Raw genomic sequence first — 16,596 nt, forward strand, 5'->3', positions numbered from 1 at the left:
TCGTTGTCAGGTCTGCGCCCAGACCGCCGTAGGAGTTAGCCGTGACCGTGACCACGCCCTCGATCCCCACGGGATTCGACTTCACCGACCCCGACCTGCTGGCCGCCCGCCTGCCCATCGGAGAGTTCGCCGAACTGCGCCGCACCGCCCCCGTGTGGTGGTGCGCGCAGCCCGATCGGGCCAGCGGGTTCGACGACGGTGGCTACTGGGTCGTCTCCAAGCTCGCGCACATCAAGGAGATCTCGAAGAATCCCGAGGTGTTCTCCTCGCACGAGAACACCGCCATCATCCGGTTCAACGAGGAGACCACGCGCGAGCAGATCGACATGCTCGGCGACATGCTGCTGCTCAACCTCGATCCGCCCAAGCACACCAAGACCCGCCGCATCATCTCCAAGGGCTTCACCCCGCGCGCGGTGGAGAGCCTGCGCGCCGCGCTGACCGAACGCGCCGAGCGGATCGTGCACGAGGCGAAGAAGTCCGGCAGCGGCGACTTCGTCGAACAGGTCGCCTGCGAACTGCCGTTGCAGGCCATCGCCGAGCTGCTCGGCATCCCGCAGGAGGACCGGAAGAAGATCTTCGACTGGTCCAACCAGATGATCTCCTACGACGACCCCGAGTTCGATGGCGATCACCACGCCGCCACCGCCGAGGTGATGGGCTACGCCTGGAACATGGCCGAGCAGCGGCGCGCCTGCCCGGCCGAGGACATCGTCACCCAGCTGGTCAACGCCGACATCGACGGCGAGCACCTCGGCTCGGACGAGTTCGCGTTCTTCGTCATCCTGCTGTCGGTCGCGGGCAACGAGACCACGCGCAATTCGATCACCCACGGCATGAAAGCGTTCGTGGACCACCCCGAGCAGTGGGAGATCTACCGGCAGCAGCGCCCGCGCACCGCGCCCGACGAGATCGTGCGGTGGGCCACGCCGGTCACCGCGTTCCAGCGCACCGCGACCCAGGACACCGTGCTCGGCGGCCAGCAGATCAAGAAGGGGCAGCGGCTCGGCTTGTTCTACAGCTCGGCCAATTTCGACGAGGAAGCCTTCGCGGATCCGTTCACCTTCGACGTGCTGCGCGATCCCAACCCGCACGTGGGTTTCGGTGGCACCGGCACGCACTACTGCGTCGGCGCGAACCTGGCCAGGCTGCAGATCGATCTGATGTTCAACGCCATCGCCGACGTGATGCCCAACCTGCGGCAGGTCGCCGAGCCGGTGCGGCTGCGGTCGGGCTGGCTGAACGGAATCAAGCGCTGGGAAGTCGAATACGCTTGAATCGATCGGTGCAACAGTCCAGACCACGGGGTCGCGCGCCGGTGGTGACCGACACCGACATCCGGCGGGTGGCCAGCGCGCTGCTGGTCGAACGCGGGCCCGATGCGGTGACCCTGCGCGCCATCGCGCGCGAACTCGGTGTCACCGCGCCCGCGCTGTACCGGTACTACAACTCGCTGGAAGACCTGCTGGAGCGACTGCGGCTGGACTTCTGCGCCGACCTGGCGGCGGAACTGACCGCCGAGATCGCCACGCTGCCCGACGACGGCGCCGTGCAGTTCTTCGCCATCTGCCGTGGCTTCCGGCGCTGGGCGCTGACGCACACCAGGGAGTTCACCCTGGTGTTCGCCTCGCCCGGCGCCGGGCAGGCCCGCGCGCTGCGCCGCTTCGACGAGCCCTTCGGCCGGGTCTTCCTGGCCACGGCGGGCAGGCTGCTGGCCACCTACGACATCGTCACGCCGTCCACCGACGTCATTCCGCCGGAACTGCGCGAGGACCTGGTGCACTTCCAGACCGAACTGCTGGCCGCGCTGTCGGAGTCGAGCCAGAAATTCCCCGCCGAGAAACTGGATCTCGGGGTGACGTATCTGATGATCCAGATCTGGGCGCGGCTCTACGGGCACGTCACACTCGAGGTCTTCGGTAACTATCCGATCCCGCTGGACAATCCGGAGATCCTGTTCGACGCGATGCTCGCCGATCTGGGCCGCACGGCGGGGTTGCTCACCGAGTGAGACCGGGCTAGATGCGGGCGCCCTTGGCCCGGTTGCACGCGCGGCACAGGATCTGGAGGTTCGCCGCGCTGGTCGCGCCACCGCGGCTGAGCGGAATGATGTGGTCGAACTCCAGGTAGTGCCCGTCGCCGCATTCGACGCACCGCCCGCCGTCGCGCTGCCACACCTGCGCCTTCACTTCCTGCGAGATGCTGCGGGTGTCACGCTGGCCCGGAGTGAGGACGAGACGTTTGGCCACGCGCAGCGCGCCTTCCAGCGCGGCCGAGACGTAGTCCGGATCGTCGACGGCGAACGTCGCGCCGCCGCGCGCCGAGGTTGCCGCGATCACCACCGCGCCTTGCTCCGCGTGCACGGAAACCACCCGTGACCAAGGCATCTCGATACCGGTGTCGGCGCCGACGAAACGCAGCTTCTTGTTGCTGCCGATCAGCCTGCCCTCGGTGAGCTTCGGGCCGCGCGCGAGCTGACGGACGTGCGTCGCGGGCAGGTCGAGGTGCACCTTCTCCTCGGGGTCCAAGTGCAGTCCGGGCGTGCGGACCACCGGCAGGTCGCCCGTGCGCAACCGATAGAGGGTGTTGCCGCGATGCATCCGTCTGCGCAGATCATCGATCAGCGGTCCGCCGAGTCCGAGTTCGGTGACCGCCTGCTCGAACAGTTCCAGCTCCGCGTCCCTGACCTCGCCGTCGGCGAAGGCGAAGGTGACCAGCCGCTCCACATAGCTGAGCGCCGCGTCGCGCAACGCCGCGCGTCCGGCTTCGGCGTCGATCCGTTGATAACGCAACGACGCCCACAGCGCCGCCCACTCGGGGCCACGCGGACCGTGGCCGGTGAGCACCCGCCAGGCCCGGGTGTGCCAATGGACGAGGTATTCCTCGATCTCCTCGGCACACCTCTGGCACGGGGCGAACCCGCCGAAGAACTTGCGGCGCAGCGGGCTTGCGCAGCGAGCGCAGTGGCGGTCGCCGCGCGGAGGGGGCAGATACCGGTCCTCGGTCCATCCTGCGCCGTCCCACCAGCGCATCCGCTCCGGGTTCTCCGGATCCGGGTGCCAGTCCGCGCATTCGGGGTCCGGGGGCGGAGGGGGAGGTGCGCTTTCAGGGGTGTAGCGGTTGAGATCGACCGGACGGGGAAAGTGCTGGAGGGCAGCGGTGTCCGCGCGGCCGAGCACTTCGGTGCGTGGCCATGCGGGTGTGCCCGGGCGTGGCGCTTCGGACCCTTCGGATCGCGGGGGTGGGTTCTCGGCCTGGTGGTCGTGCTCGCGGACGCGTTGTACCGAAGTGTGTTCGGCGGCGACGTTCGATGCGTCCGTTCGCTCGGCCGCGGCGGATTCGCCGTTCCTGCGCGACTGGCCGGAGGAGAACGACCCGTGCGGGACGCGCCGGGGCTGGGCGAAGTCGTGGCGATCGGCCCGTTCGGCCGAGCCGAGGCCGGACTCGGCGGTGGCCTGAAGTCGTTCTCGAGCCGGTGCCGTGGCGGCCGATCGGTGCACCCGGAACGGATTGGTGGGATGGGTGGTGCGGGCGGGCGCCGACGGGTCGTCGACCCGCACGCCGAACTCGCCGACCAACCCGGCCAGCCCGCTGGACCAGCCCTGGCCGATCGCGCGGAACCGCCACTGCCCGTCGCGGCGGTAGAACTCGCCGAACATCAGCGCCGCGACCGCGTCCGCGTCGTCGATCTCGAACGCCGCGACCACCCCGTCTACCGAGTGCACGGCGACGGTCAACTCCTGGATGTCGCCGAAGGTGCTTCCCTCCACCGATCCGGAGACGACGATGCGCTCGACGTCCGCTTCGGTGCGCGGCAGCGAGACGCTCAGCCGCGCGGTGCCCGGCGCGGGTTCCTGATCGAGCGTGACCGCCTGGGAGACGTGCCGCGGCGCGTTGTAGAACACCAGGTCCCGATCCGAGCGAACCGTGCCGTTCGCGTCCAGCAGCAAGGCGTGCGCGTCCACCGCGTGCTCCGATCGCCATGAAACAACCACGGCTAGAAGGGATGTCGGTACCGCTGCGTTCGCGCCCTTGCTGAGTTTCATTGTGCTCGAACTATGCCACGCCCCTCCGACACGCCGAACGCGCGAGGGGAGGTCCTTCGGCGGGGCGTGCGGCACAGTGTTCCCCATGACGAACCCGAAACGCCCGGGTCGTAAGCCGCCGACCCCGAGACTGCCCAGCGGGCGCGTACCCGGTCCCGCCGACGTCCTCGCCGCCGCCCAGGCGGCGGTCGAAGCGGCGCAGACGGCTGCGGGCCAAGCGCTGGAAGCCGCCCAGCTCACCGCGACCTCGGCGTTCGACACGGCGGTGCGGCTGCCGCCCGCGTCCGCGCAGCTGGCCGCGCAACTGCCCGGCCTCATCGAGAACCTCTCGACCGCGATCGAGCGGCTCAACTCCACCATCGATCGGCTCGACCGCACCCTGGCCCTGGCCGATCCGGCCTTCGCGGCCTATGACCGGCTGCTGCCCCGGCTGGAAGCGATGATCTCGCTGGGTGAGGACGTGTTCGGGCGTCTGGCGAAGCTGCCCGGAATCGCCTTGCTCGGCAAGCTGGCAGGCCTGAGTGCAGCCGAAGAACCACCCGCCGAGCAGCCCGCCCGGCGAAAGCCGGCGAAGCGGCGCAAATAGTCGAGAAGGACGCTCGCGTTCAGCGGTGCGCGTGGTCGGCGGCCGCGCGCAACGTGGCGGCCGCCTTGAGCAGAACCTCGTGGTACTCGTCGGCCGGGTCGGAGTCGAGCACGATGGCGCCGCCCGCTCCGATCCGCCAGCGTCCGCCGTAGCGCACGGCGGTGCGGATCACGATGTTGAGGTCCGCGGTGCCACCGAGCCCGAGGAAACCGATCGTGCCCGAATAGACGCCGCGCGCTTCGGTTTCCAGCGCATCGATGATCTCCATGGTGCGCAGCTTCGGCGCGCCGGTCATCGAGCCGCCGGGAAAACATGCGCGTAGGCAATCGACCACGCCGACCTCCGGGCGCAGCCTGCCGCGCACCGTCGAGACCAGTTGGTGCACGGTCGCGTACTGCTCGGTGGCCATCAGCTTCGGGACATACACACTGCCGATCTCGCAGACCCGGCCCAGATCGTTGCGCAGCAGATCGACGATCATGAGATTCTCCGCCCTGGTCTTCGGGCTGTCGGCCAGCTCGCGGCGCAGGCGCTCGTCCTGCTCGGGTGTCGCGCCGCGCGGCGCGGTCCCCTTGATCGGCTTGCTCTCCACGATGCGGCGCCGGTCGACCTTCAAGAAGCGCTCCGGCGAGGAGCAGGCGATGTCGAGGTCGTCGAAGCGCAGGTAGGCGGCGTACGGGGCGGGATTGCACCGGCGCAGCGTGCGGTAGAAATCGAGGCCGCCGGCCGCGGAGGCGGGGATCGTGGCGCTGTCGGTCAAGTTGATCTCGTAGGACTCGCCGGCGTGCAACCGCTCCTGGCAGACCGCGATATCGGCGAGATAGCGCTCCCGGCCGCGGGTGAGCAGTGGCTCGACGGCGTCATCGTCCGGCGGCACCTCGAGCGGCGGCGGATTCGTCCAGGTCGGGAGGGTGTTCAGGGTTTCGCGGGTGTCGCGCAGCCAGTCGGCGGCGGATCGGGCGGTCTCCACGTCGTCGCTCAGCGCCAGCAGGTGCGTGCGCCCGCCGACGTGGTCGACCACCACCATCCGGTCGGCGAAGATCCACTGGGCGTCCGGGGTCGGGGCGCGGTGAACCGCGTTCCCGCCGCAGTCGGCTTTCACCTCGTAACCGAGATAACCGACGTAGCCGCCGACGAAATCGAAGGGCAGATCGGGCAATTCGAGCCGGCGCGTGCGCAGCTCGGCGGCCAGGAAATCGAGGATGCCGCCGGGTGCGGTGCGCCGATGCCCGTCGGAGGACTCGACGGTCACCTCGCCGTCGCCCACGCGATAGCGCAGCACCTCGGCCAGGGGACCGCTCGCGTCGCCCAGGAAGGAGAACCGGTCGGCTCCGGGCTCAACATGCTCGCTGTCCAGCCAGAACGCCGTCGGGGAGTTGTCGTACAACTGCACGAACGCGCGCTCGGTATCGATCGGCCGTTCGAGCACGGCCCGCTGGAGCCGGTAGGTCCGCGGCACGGAGTGGATCGGACCGGTGCGCCCAGCGGATGACGCGCGATCGGCGGACCGCGCGAGCTCGACGGCCGCGGCGGGGAACTGCTCGGCTGCGAGCGGCACGGGTGAAGCCGTGTCGCAGGGGAGCGGGAGGCTTGCGGGGACCGGCTCCGCTACGCGATCACGCGCCAGGGCGACCGACGGGTTTCTTACCGTGGAAGCACGCCTGTTTCGATGCGCGGCGGTGAGCTTCGCGAAGTTGCGCAGCAGCGCCGCGCCGAACTCGCTCGCGATCGATTCCGGGTGGAACTGCACGCCCCACTGCGGTCGCGCGCGGTGCCGCACACCCATCACGACGCCGTCACCGGAAAGCGCGGTGACCTCCAGATCGTCCGGCAGCGGTCGCAGCGCGCACAAGGAGTGATAGCGCACCGCGGTGAAACCCTGCGGAATCCCGGCGAACAGGTCGCGGTCGTCGTGCTCGATGCGATCGAGATACCCGTGCCTGGCGGCGGGCGCCTCGGCGACCACGCCGCCCGCCGCGACCACGATGCCCTGGTGGCCCAGGCACACCCCGAGCAACGGCAGGTCGCTCTCGCCGATCACCGCCGCGGAGATTCCGACGTCGCGGGCCACGTCCGGCCGCCCCGGTCCGGGCGAGACCACGACGTTGTCGAAGCGGCCCAGATCGAGTTCGGCGACCGTGTGCGCCTCGTCGTTGCGCACGACCGTCGGCTCGACGCCGTTCACCTCGCTGATCAGCTGGTACAGGTTGTAGGTGAACGAGTCGTAGTTGTCGATCAACAGCGTGTGCATGGTTCTGGAAACCCTACGCCGCACCGGTCGGAGCTAACTGTTGTCGTCTGCCTTCAGTTCGGGTCGGCGGGTGGTGCACAATGTGGGACATGTCTGTTGCGCAACCGGTCGATGTGGATCCCGCGGTCGTCGACTTCGCCGTCGTCGGAAAGTGGATGGATGAGCAGGGTCTGTCCGGGGGTGAGTTCGAGGACGTGATCGCGCTCGGTGGCGGAACGCAGAACATCATGCTCCGCTTCACGCGTGGTGGCCGCGCCTACGTGCTGCGCCGTGGCCCGAAGCACCTGCGCGCCAAGAGCAACGACGTGATCCGGCGCGAGGCCAGGCTGCTCGGCGCACTGGGCGGCACCGAGGTCCGCGCGCCCAGGGTGATCGCGGCCTGCGCCGACGAGTCGGTGCTCGGCGCGGTCTTCTACCTGATGGAGCCGATCCACGGTTTCAATCCGCAGAACGAACTGCCCGAGCTGCACGCGGGCGATCCGGAAGTTCGCAGGCAGATGGGCCTGTCCGCGGTCGAAGCCATCGCGCGGCTCGGTGCGCTGGACTATCAGGCGCTCGGCTTGGCCGACTACGGCAAGCCGGAGGGATTCCTGGAGCGCCAGGTGCCGCGCTGGCTCGGTGAGCTGGAGTCGTATTCGGCCAACGAGGGCTACCCCGGTCCGGAGATTCCCGGCGTGGCGGCGGTGGGGGAGTGGCTGGACCGCAATCGCCCCGCGCGGTGGACCCCCGGCATCCTGCACGGTGACTGCCACCTGGCGAACATGATGTTCGAGTTCGACGGCCCGCAGGTGGCGGCGATGGTCGACTGGGAGATGTCCACCATCGGCGACCCGCTGCTGGACCTGGGCTGGCAGATCGCCACCCGCCCGGAGCCCGGCACCACCGGCGCGGCGCTGGTCGGCAAGCTCGGCGCGGTCGGCGGGCTGCCGACGGCCGAGGAGATGATCGCGCACTACGGGCAGTTCTCCGATCGCGACCTGACTGCGATGCCCTGGTACACCGTGCTGGCCTGCTTCAAGCTCGGCATCGTCCTGGAGGGCACGCACGCCCGCGCCTTCGCGGGCAAGGCCCCCAAGCAGGTCGGCGACTTCCTGCACGCGATCACGCTGGAACTCTTCGAGCGGGCGCAGCGGCTGATGGAGTGACTGTCGGGATGTGCCCGATAGTTGACCGGATATCGGTGGAAGGCGCTGTCCTGCCGCGCCTAGGTTGAGCGCATGCCGATCGTTCCCGATGTCAAGGACTGGACCTGGGTGTTGAGCCGCCCCTGTCCCGAATGCGGTTTCGACGCCGCCGCGACCGCCTACGAAGCCGTGCCCGCGCTGATCCGGGAGACGGCCATCCGTTTCGCCGGGGTGCTCGACCGCCCCGGCGTGCGCGTGCGGCCGGATGAATCGACCTGGTCGGCGCTGGAATACGGCGCGCACGTGCGCGACGTGTGCCGCATGTCCGACACTCGCCTGGGCCTGATGCTGACCGATGACCCCGAGGGGGAGCCGCCGCGTTTCCCGAACTGGGATCAGGACGCGGCCGCGGTCACCGACCGCTACAACCAGCAGGATCCGGCCGTGGTGGCCGGGGAGCTGGCCGAGGCCGCCGAGCGGGCGGCGCTGGCTTTCGAATCGGTGCCACCCGAGCGGCGCGGTCTGCGCGGTGCGCGCAGTGACGGAGCGGAGTTCACGGTGGAGTCGTTCGCGCGGTACATCCTCCATGATCTCCTGCACCACGTGCACGACGTGCGCGGTGAACGCATCGTCGAACTGTAACGCGTTCGGCGATGCTGTCACGCTTTGCCGACGAATTTTCCGACCGGTACTAGAACGCGTTACATTTTTCTCGTACTGTGGGTGCAGTCACATGAAAGCACGTGCATGCGAGAGGGTCGACAGGAATGAAGACGAAGGGCGCGATCCTGTGGGGGATCGACCAGCCGTGGTCGGTGGAGGAGATCGAGGTCGGTGACCCGGTCGCCGGCGAGGTGCAGATCCGGATGGAAACCGCCGGTATGTGCCACTCCGACCACCACATCGTGACCGGCGCGACCCCGATGCCGTCCTTCCCCGTCATGGGCGGGCACGAGGGCGCGGGCGTGATCACCAAGCTCGGCCCGAACTGCCCGGCCGACCTGCAGGTGGGCGACCACGTGATCCTGTCGTTCATCCCCGCCTGCGGCCGCTGTCCGGCCTGCGTGGCAGGACACATGGCGCTGTGCGACTTGGGTGCGGGCCTGCTGATGGGGCAGGCGATCAGCGACGGCACCTACCGCATCCAGGCCCGCGGCGAGAACGTCATCCCGATGTGCCTGCTGGGCACCTTCGCGCCGTACATGACGGTGCACCACACCTCCGTGGTGAAGATCGATCCGAGCATTCCGTTCGAGGTGGCCTGCCTGGTCGGCTGTGGCGTCCCCACCGGCTTCGGCTCCTCCACCCATGTGGCGCAGGTGGCGCCGGGCGAGACCGTGGTGATCGCGGGCATCGGCGGCGTCGGCATGAGCGCGTTGCAGGGCGCGGTGCTGTCGGGTGCGTCGAAGGTGGTGGCCATCGACCCGAATCCGTGGAAGCGCGAGCAGGCGCAGAAGTTCGGCGCCACGCACACCTACGAGAGCATGGCCGCCGCGATCATGCCGCTGCTGGAGGCCACCGAGGGCCGGATGGCCGAGAAGGTCATCCTGACCATGGGCGAGATGCACGGCGAGTACATCGAGGAGGGGCTGATCCTCACCTCGAAGGCGGGCACCCTGGTGGTCACCTCGATGGGCCGGATGGACGAGAACGACGTCAAGCTGAACAGCTTCCTGCTGTCGATGTTGCAGAAGACGGTGAAGGGCTGCATCTTCGGCGGTGGCAACGCCCGCCAGGACGCGCCGCGCCTGCTGTCGCTGTACAAGGCCGGCCAGCTCAACCTGGACGACATGGTCACCCGCAGCTACTCCCTGGAAGAGATCAACCAGGGCTACCAGGACATGCTGGACGGCAAGAACATCCGCGGGATCATCAAGTACACCGAAGCCGACTGGTAGAGCGCCCTCACCGCCGCTCGGCGAGCGTGGTGACGATCCGTGCGATCAGGTCGTACGGCACCGGTTCGCCGAGCCGGAACCGCAGCGTTCCCTTGCCCGCCCGGTACGGCTCGAGCTCGCGTGCCAACGCGGGATCGCCGTCCGGGATCGGGTAGAGGCTGACGTGCTGCTTCCACCCCGCGAAGTGCACGACGTTGCGGCCGTGCAACCGGAAGGTGGGGATGTCGTAGCTGATCGCCTCGGTGGCCTCCGGCAGGGCGTCCTGGATGGTGCGCCGGATCGCGTCGAGGATGCCGCGCGCGTCGTCGGGGAACGCGGCGAGATACGCGTCTACGGTGGCCGGTCGGTCTGCCACGAGCTCCCTCGATTCCACGGTCGGTAGCTGGTCGGCGAGTGCCTCCCGAGTGTAGGCAGCCCGTGGGCCGGACAGCGGTTCGCGAGAGGCCCGGCGTGCCGCCGGAGTTCAGATCCGGCAGCGCAGCAAGGCTTCGCGCAGGTTGCGGCTGCGGATGTCGTCCAGGACGGCAAGGCCGAGCCGGTTCATCGTGTAACCGAAGCCCAGGCCGGTGGCCGGGTCGGCGAAGCCGAACGAACCGCCGAGCCCCGTGGTGCCGTAGGCGCGTTTGTCGGAGCCGAAGCGGAAGCTACCGCGCGACTTGCGGAAGCCGAGGTGATAGCGGCTCTTGGTGTGCAGCACCAAGTCCTCGGCGGGGACGTCGTCGGCGGTGCGGTCGGTGGCGAGCCGGTCCAGCAGCGCGTCGTCGATCGGGAGCGCCCCGGTGCGACCGGCGGCCGCGCCGTAGACCTGGGCCAGCGCGCGGGCGTTGCCCACCCCGTTGGACCCGGGCAGTTCCACCTCGAGGAACTCGCGCCGGGTCGCCCGCGCCGGAGCCCCGCAGCGCGGGTTGGTCAGCGCCGCGTGCGACAGCCCGCGTCCGGCGTAGATCTCCGCGCCGATCCGCAGCGGGAGATCGCGCTCGTAGCGCAACACGTCCAGGCCGCGGGTGGCCGACATCGCGGCGATGCGGTCCATGCTCTGCTCGGCGGGCAGACCGATGCAGAAATCGACACCGAGCGGTGCGGCGATGTCCTCGGCGAAGATCCGTCCGAGCGTGCGGTGGTGCGGGTCGACGCGACGCAGCAGCTCGCCCTGGTACAGGCCGAGGGTGATCGCGTGATAACCGTGCCTGGTGCCGGGCCGCCAGGCCGGTTTCTGCGCCGCGAGAATGCGTGCGAGGCCGTCCAGGTCGGCGATCTGGGGCAGCCGCACGATCTCGCCGAGGCCGGACAGCCCGGCCTGGTGGTCGATCAACTGACGCACCGTGATCGCGTCCTTGCCGTGGGCGGCGAACTCCGGCCAGTACTTCGCCACCGGCTGCTCGTAGTCGAGCAGACCCTTGGCTACCGCAGCCGCGACGGTGAACGCCGCCATGCCCTTGGTCGAGGAGAACACCGGAACGATCGTGTCCCGCTCCCATGGCAGCGTGTGCCTGCGATCACGGAAGCCGGCCCACAGGTCCACCACGGGGCGCTCACCGGCGTATACCGCTACGGCGGCGCCGATTTCGCCGTGGCGCTCGAAGTTGCGGCGGAAGGCGTCGGCGACCGGTTCGAAACCTGATGCGACCTCGCCGTGAACAGTGGGCTTTTCACTCATGGCGAGTCGATGGTAGCTACCCGGTTCTCGTAGGCTCGCAGGGTGCGTTCACTCGAACAGATTCGGGAATGGCCGGTTCGGCACGCGGCGGCCGCGGTGGTCACCGCCGACGGCGGCGTGGCGAGCGAAGGCGATGTCGAGCGGGTGTTCCCGCTCGCGTCGGTGACCAAGCCGCTGGTCGCCTACGCCGTGCTCGTCGCCGTGGAGGAGGGCGCGGTCGACCTCGACCAGCCCGCCGGACCGCCCGGCGCCACGGTGCGTCATCTGCTGGCGCACGCCTCCGGACTCGCGTTCGACACCACCGACACCCAGGCGCCGCCCGGCTCCCGGCGGATCTACTCCAGCTCGGGTTTCGAAGTGCTCGCCGAATTCCTCACCGCGCAGACCGGGATCGCGTTCGACGAGTACCTGCGCGACGCCGTGTTCGAGCCGCTGGGCATGACCGCTTCGGTCCTGGCCGGTCCGGCCGGGCACGCGGGACGGTCCAGCGCGACGGACCTGGCCCGCTTCGCCGCCGAATTGCTGAACCCCCGGTTGATCTCGGCGCAGACGCACGCGGAGGCCACCTCCGTCCAGTTCCCCGGCCTGAACGGCGTGCTGCCCGGCTACGGTTCGCAGCGCCCCAACGACTGGGGGCTCGGCTTCGAAATCCGTGACGGCAAGTCTCCGCACTGGACCGGTGGCACGAATTCGCCACAAACCTATGGACATTTCGGCCAATCCGGGACATTTTTATGGGTTGACCCGAAAACGGGGTTGGCGTGTCTCGCCTTGAGCGACGAGAATTTCGGCGACTGGGCGCGGGCGGCCTGGCCACCACTGAGCGACGCCGTGATGGCGGAGGCGACAGCCGGTCGCAACACGGTCGCGAAGTAACACGTGTAACTTCGGGCACTCCAGTACACTCAGGCAACGCCAGTCCGACGAATCGTTGGGGAAGACGGTCCTCGTCGAAGCTGGAGGTATTGGTGGTGCGCGCATCGAGTCAGTTCGCGGACGCGACGGCGGGTGTGGTCTACATCCACTCGTCGCCTGCCGCGCTGTGCCCGCATGTCGAGTGGGCACTCACCTCGGCCCTGGGGGCCCCGGCGAAGCTGCGCTGGACCGCCCAACCGGCCGACGGCCAACTGCGCGCCACCAGTGAGTGGATCGGTCCGGTCGGCACCGCCTCGAAGATCGCCCAATCGTTGCGCTCCTGGCCCGTTCTGCGCTTCGAGGTGACCGAGGACCCTAGCGACGGCGTGGACGGCGAACGCTACAGCTTCGTCCCCGGCCTCGGTCTGTGGCACGGCTCCACGAGCGCCAACGGCGACGTCATGGTCGGCGAGATGCGCCTGCGCGCCATGCTCCAGGCCACCCGCGAACTCGGCAAGTACTCCGCCTACGACCTGGCCGCCGAAATCGACCGCGCCCTCGGCACCGCATGGGACGAGGACCTCGAAATCTACCGCTACGGAACGGAAACCGGCGCCGAAGTCACTTGGCTGCGCCGGGACGTGGGGTAGAGGTTTCCGCGGACACGGCGATCGCACCTGTCGCCGCAGTTGCGCTGAGTCAGGGCGACAGCCCGGATTGCTACAGAACCGACTGTAGCGGCGGCGAAATCACCCCATGTCGTCGACGACAAGAAATGATCATGGCAATCGTGCCTGTTCGGCATCGTCCGACTGCGCCGATCGGCGTTCGCGCCTGGCCTGGACCTCGTATGGGGCCGGGCACCTGACCGGGCGTGGTCAGCGGCTCGGGAGCGGCGCGGCTGACCGGCTCGTCAGGGAAGTATTTCGAGAGAGTTGAGGTGTTTCGGCCGGACCACTGAGAAGTGACGGCGATCCAATGTGGCCACTTGCCGAATGCCGAGTCGTTCTGCTGCCGCGATGACAGAAGCGTCGGCGGTGCCTAGCGGCAGGTTGCGGTACTTCGAGGTCAATTCCGCGATCCTCAGCCAATCACTGGGGTGCACCGGCTCGACCTCGAATAATCCCTCGGCGAAGTCTCCGAGAAATCGAACCTCCGCGTTCGTGCCCAACCGGGTCGCAATCAGATAAGCCGCTTCTGTGATGACCAAAGTCGGCACCACGAGAGGGCCTCGGTGGTGTTGAAGCAGGTCCAAGCAGGGAGCGTGGTTTGCATCGTCGGCGTCGACGTAGGCGTAGAGCGGGCCTGCGTCGACCAGTAGTCGCGTTATCGGTCCCACTCCCCGCGCAGGATCTCCTCGATCCGCTCCGAAATATCCGATCGCCCACTGTGTCCGACTCCGGCGGCCCCGAATCTGCGGGCTTCACCTGATCCTGGCAAGTGGGCTGAGAGGGCCTCCCGGGTCCATTCGGAAACGGTCATCTGCCGCCGGGCGGCCTCATGCCGAACTCGGCTGTCCAGGTCATCCGGCAGCTTCACCGTCGTACGCTTCATGGTATGCCAGCATACCATCGGTTTCGGTCCGGGTACGGCCTCCGAGCACCGACGGTGATGTCCTGATCGGCGGAATCGCGGCTGCGTGCCACCTGCGAATTCGGCAAGTGCTCCGCCTGACGACTCGACCGCCGAAACCGCCGTCACGGGCACCGTCTGGGGCGAGGACCTCGAAATCTACCGCTACGGAACGGAAACCGGCGCCGAAGTCACTTGGCTGCGCCGGGACGTGGGATAGGTGTCACCGCTGTAGCCACCGGAATTGGTGTCTGCCCCGGTTTCGCCGACGGGGATAGGGTCGTGACACGGTCGGGGCCGAGCACGAGGAGTCGACCATGAAGCATGCCGGTATGCGCATCATCGCCGCAGCGGCGATCGCCCTGACGGCCGCGACGGCTGCCCCTGCGACGGCAACCGCCGAACCGGTCGCGGCGTCCGTGGAAGTGCCCCCGGGCGTCGTCGACGCGGTCCGAGGCGCGATCGCGAGCGTCCTGTTCTTCGGCATCGTCGGCCTGTGCGTGGTGCGCGTCCTGCCGCCCGACCAGTGTCATCTGTTCTGAGGGATTCCGGCTGGTCCCCCTCCCGGCGACGACCTACCCTCGAGACATGGAGCACACCGGGCAGCGCATCCGGTACTGGCGCAGGCGACGGGGTGGGATCAGTCAGAAGGTGCTGGCTGATCGCGCCGGGCTGACGCAGGGCTATATCTCGCAGATCGAGAGTGGGCAGCGAGCTTTGGATCGGCGGGCGACCCAGGTTGCCATCGCTCGTGCGCTGAACGTCACCGTCGCGCAGCTGCTGGGGCAACCGGGAGATCCGACGGATCCGGCCAAGGCTGTTGCCATGGCGGCTATTCCGGAGATCAGGTCGGCTTACGTCGAAATCTCGGTGGAAGAACGCCGGAAGCCGGAACGGCCACGGGAGGCTGTACGCGAAGCGGTTGCCCGTTCGACGATCCTGCGCAATAACGCGGACTACGCCGCGCTTGCCCCGGGCATGGCTGATTTGCTGCGGGATGCCTTCTACTTCGGTGGGCCGGAGTTCGTCGAGTTGACGTTCAACGCCAGATTCCTGGTCAAGGGGGTGGGGTTTCCTGACCTTGCCTCGGGGATCGCGGATGCCGGGCTTCGATGTGCTCGGAATCTGGAGCATTCCGAATGGATCGGCTTGGCGGAGATTTCCAGACTGAACGCGATGCCGCCGGAGAATGCGGCATTGGCTGGTCGATTGGCGTCCCGTACCGCGGCAGAGATGCAGCCTTTCCTCGGTGCGACCGCGGTTCGGCAGGCATACGGGAACCTGCTGTGCCGGGGAGCCATCGCCAATGCGATTGCGGGACAGAACGGTACCGCCTCCGACCTGCTCGATGAGGCGTACTCCGAGGCGCGCTCGCTCGGTGAGACCGAGAACGGTGGGTTCGGTCGCCTCTGGTTCGGCCCCACCAGCGCGGCGATCTGGCATGTGTCGGTGGCGAGTGAACTCGGTGACAGCGACACGGCGATCAGAGTGGCTCGCACCGTGGATCCACGGCCGGTTCGTGCGCCGAATCGAGTCGTCTATTTCTGGACCGACTACGGCCATGCTCTCACCGCCGCAGGCAAAGATGCCGAGGCGGTACGGGCCTTCTCGGAGGCCGAAATGGTCGACCCGCAACGGACCCGAATGGACCCGATGGTTCTCGATTCCGTGGCGGCGATTGCTCGCCGCGCGCACCGCAAGGCGATCGACAGTCGCCTTGTGACGTTGGCGAACAGCCTCGGCATTGATCCACACCCGGTATAGCGCTCTGTAATCGTCACTTTCCGCTCGGCGGGCACGCTGGTGCCCAGCCTCGCCGCCGAGTCGATGCCGTTCACACTCCTCGGCGGCGGGTGCTCACCAACACAACGAGCAGGGGAGTGACTGGGGATGGACGGTGAAGGCGGTTGTACGAGCGCCACATCGATCGGGCCGAACGCGCTGGGCTTCATTCGGCGCCAGGTTTCCGGTGCGGACGAGCAACGTGACGAGTGGCTGATCCGTGAAATAGCTGCCGCACGTGGGTATTTCGTGGTGGAGCTGATCGTCTTCGCTACGGAGGTCCGGACGACGGCTCTGCTGGCGGTCGAGCATATCCGGGTGGCGGATGCGGTCGCGGTGATCGTGCCGGGGCCGGCTCATGTCGAGCCGTTCGCCCGTGCGGTCACCGAACTATGCGACCTGATCACTCCCGAGCAGACGTATCCGCGCGGGTATCGGTGGCCGTCGCTGCTGCCCATCGATCACCCGTACCGGAGGTTGCCGTGACCGGGTGGCAATTGTTGGCGGTCGCTATCGGTGCGGTGCTGCTCACCTTGCTGGTCGGCATGACCTTGTGGCTGTGGCCTGTTCGGTTGCCGGAGGGGCGCAGCGTGGACGAGATCACCCGGCGAGTGGAACGGGAGCGCGGAGACATGGACACGACGGTTTGGCCGATGGGTTTCCCGCATGACGCTCCCGAGCACGCGATGGGCGTGGGGGAGGCGCAGATGACCATGCAGCGGCACCGTGCTTGTCGCGTGGGGGAATGTCCGCGCAAGACGGCTGCGTGGCGGGTCCTCGTGGAGGCCGGGCGTATCCGGCCGGATGCGGGGCGGCAACGGTGAG

At 68.3% G+C, this 16,596-nt stretch carries 18 protein-coding genes and 1 pseudogene; 13 read left to right on the top strand and 6 right to left on the bottom strand.

Annotated features, from left to right (window positions below):
* Positions 1–47: 47 nt before the first annotated feature.
* Entirely contained in the window at positions 48–1,277 is a 1,230-nt protein-coding gene (locus ACZ6DL_RS16115) for a cytochrome P450 (protein ID WP_466051999.1), read from the top strand.
* Positions 1,278–1,285: 8 nt separating this feature from the next.
* On the top strand, positions 1,286–2,011 hold the full coding sequence (locus ACZ6DL_RS16120) for a TetR/AcrR family transcriptional regulator (protein WP_466051753.1): 726 nt from the start codon (positions 1,286–1,288) through the stop codon (positions 2,009–2,011).
* A gap of 7 nt (positions 2,012–2,018) precedes the next feature.
* On the opposite strand, the gene ACZ6DL_RS16125 is transcribed toward ACZ6DL_RS16120, so the two are convergent.
* Positions 2,019–4,046, bottom strand: a complete 2,028-nt coding sequence (locus tag ACZ6DL_RS16125) for a TerD family protein (protein ID WP_466051755.1) — start codon at positions 4,044–4,046, stop codon at positions 2,019–2,021.
* A gap of 85 nt (positions 4,047–4,131) precedes the next feature.
* Between ACZ6DL_RS16125 and ACZ6DL_RS16130 the strand changes: the two genes are divergently transcribed.
* Complete coding sequence (locus ACZ6DL_RS16130; RefSeq protein ID WP_466051757.1) at positions 4,132–4,632, top strand: hypothetical protein; 501 nt, start codon at positions 4,132–4,134, stop codon at positions 4,630–4,632.
* A 19-nt stretch (positions 4,633–4,651) separates the two neighbouring features.
* Here the strand turns inward: ACZ6DL_RS16130 and pabB are convergent, their stop codons facing one another.
* Positions 4,652–6,883: an aminodeoxychorismate synthase component I gene (pabB, locus tag ACZ6DL_RS16135; protein WP_466051759.1), complete on the bottom strand. Its 2,232-nt coding sequence runs from the start codon at positions 6,881–6,883 to the stop codon at positions 4,652–4,654.
* A gap of 89 nt (positions 6,884–6,972) precedes the next feature.
* Between pabB and ACZ6DL_RS16140 the strand changes: the two genes are divergently transcribed.
* From ACZ6DL_RS16140 to ACZ6DL_RS16150, 3 genes are all read left to right on the top strand, one after another.
* On the top strand, positions 6,973–8,028 hold the full coding sequence (locus ACZ6DL_RS16140; protein WP_466051760.1) for a phosphotransferase family protein: 1,056 nt from the start codon (positions 6,973–6,975) through the stop codon (positions 8,026–8,028).
* Positions 8,029–8,100: 72 nt separating this feature from the next.
* Entirely contained in the window at positions 8,101–8,649 is a 549-nt protein-coding gene (locus ACZ6DL_RS16145) for a DinB family protein (RefSeq protein WP_466051762.1), read from the top strand.
* 125 nt (positions 8,650–8,774) lie between these two features.
* Positions 8,775–9,905, top strand: coding sequence for an NDMA-dependent alcohol dehydrogenase (locus ACZ6DL_RS16150; protein WP_062969657.1), 1,131 nt, complete (start codon positions 8,775–8,777; stop codon positions 9,903–9,905).
* 7 nt (positions 9,906–9,912) lie between these two features.
* On the opposite strand, the gene ACZ6DL_RS16155 is transcribed toward ACZ6DL_RS16150, so the two are convergent.
* Positions 9,913–10,260: an iron chaperone gene (locus tag ACZ6DL_RS16155; RefSeq protein WP_466051764.1), complete on the bottom strand. Its 348-nt coding sequence runs from the start codon at positions 10,258–10,260 to the stop codon at positions 9,913–9,915.
* Between the two features lie 108 nt (positions 10,261–10,368).
* Positions 10,369–11,562: a serine hydrolase domain-containing protein gene (locus tag ACZ6DL_RS16160; protein WP_466051766.1), complete on the bottom strand. Its 1,194-nt coding sequence runs from the start codon at positions 11,560–11,562 to the stop codon at positions 10,369–10,371.
* A 42-nt stretch (positions 11,563–11,604) separates the two neighbouring features.
* On the opposite strand from ACZ6DL_RS16160, the gene ACZ6DL_RS16165 reads away from it, so the two are divergent.
* Together ACZ6DL_RS16165 and ACZ6DL_RS16170 are read left to right on the top strand one after the other, a co-directional pair.
* Positions 11,605–12,438, top strand: coding sequence for a serine hydrolase domain-containing protein (locus tag ACZ6DL_RS16165; protein WP_466051768.1), 834 nt, complete (start codon positions 11,605–11,607; stop codon positions 12,436–12,438).
* Between the two features lie 95 nt (positions 12,439–12,533).
* On the top strand, positions 12,534–13,067 hold the full coding sequence (locus tag ACZ6DL_RS16170) for a DUF3145 domain-containing protein (RefSeq protein WP_040865831.1): 534 nt from the start codon (positions 12,534–12,536) through the stop codon (positions 13,065–13,067).
* 263 nt (positions 13,068–13,330) lie between these two features.
* Here the strand turns inward: ACZ6DL_RS16170 and ACZ6DL_RS16175 are convergent, their stop codons facing one another.
* On the bottom strand, positions 13,331–13,756 hold the full coding sequence (locus ACZ6DL_RS16175) for a type II toxin-antitoxin system VapC family toxin (RefSeq protein ID WP_466051771.1): 426 nt from the start codon (positions 13,754–13,756) through the stop codon (positions 13,331–13,333).
* On the bottom strand, positions 13,744–13,989 hold the full coding sequence (locus ACZ6DL_RS16180; protein ID WP_466051772.1) for a ribbon-helix-helix domain-containing protein: 246 nt from the start codon (positions 13,987–13,989) through the stop codon (positions 13,744–13,746). The genes ACZ6DL_RS16175 and ACZ6DL_RS16180 overlap by 13 nt, the downstream gene beginning before the upstream one ends.
* 130 nt (positions 13,990–14,119) lie before the next feature.
* Between ACZ6DL_RS16180 and ACZ6DL_RS16185 the strand changes: the two are divergent.
* The 5 genes and pseudogenes from ACZ6DL_RS16185 to ACZ6DL_RS16205 form a co-directional block, all read left to right on the top strand.
* Positions 14,120–14,209: pseudogene (locus tag ACZ6DL_RS16185) on the top strand (DUF3145 domain-containing protein); the annotation flags it as partial.
* A gap of 112 nt (positions 14,210–14,321) precedes the next feature.
* The gene (locus ACZ6DL_RS16190; RefSeq protein ID WP_466051773.1) at positions 14,322–14,531 is read left to right on the top strand and encodes a hypothetical protein; all 210 of its coding nucleotides are present in this window, start codon (positions 14,322–14,324) and stop codon (positions 14,529–14,531) included.
* A gap of 46 nt (positions 14,532–14,577) precedes the next feature.
* The gene (locus ACZ6DL_RS16195; protein ID WP_466051774.1) at positions 14,578–15,753 is read left to right on the top strand and encodes a helix-turn-helix domain-containing protein; all 1,176 of its coding nucleotides are present in this window, start codon (positions 14,578–14,580) and stop codon (positions 15,751–15,753) included.
* Between the two features lie 126 nt (positions 15,754–15,879).
* Complete coding sequence (locus ACZ6DL_RS16200; RefSeq protein ID WP_466051776.1) at positions 15,880–16,257, top strand: hypothetical protein; 378 nt, start codon at positions 15,880–15,882, stop codon at positions 16,255–16,257.
* Positions 16,254–16,595 (top strand): hypothetical protein, encoded by a 342-nt coding sequence (locus ACZ6DL_RS16205; protein WP_466051777.1) that lies wholly within the window; start codon positions 16,254–16,256, stop codon positions 16,593–16,595. Before ACZ6DL_RS16200 ends, ACZ6DL_RS16205 begins: the two co-directional genes overlap by 4 nt.
* The last annotated feature ends 1 nt before the right edge of the window (position 16,596 follow it).

It is taken from the genome of Nocardia sp. NPDC041819 (genome assembly GCF_055590505.1).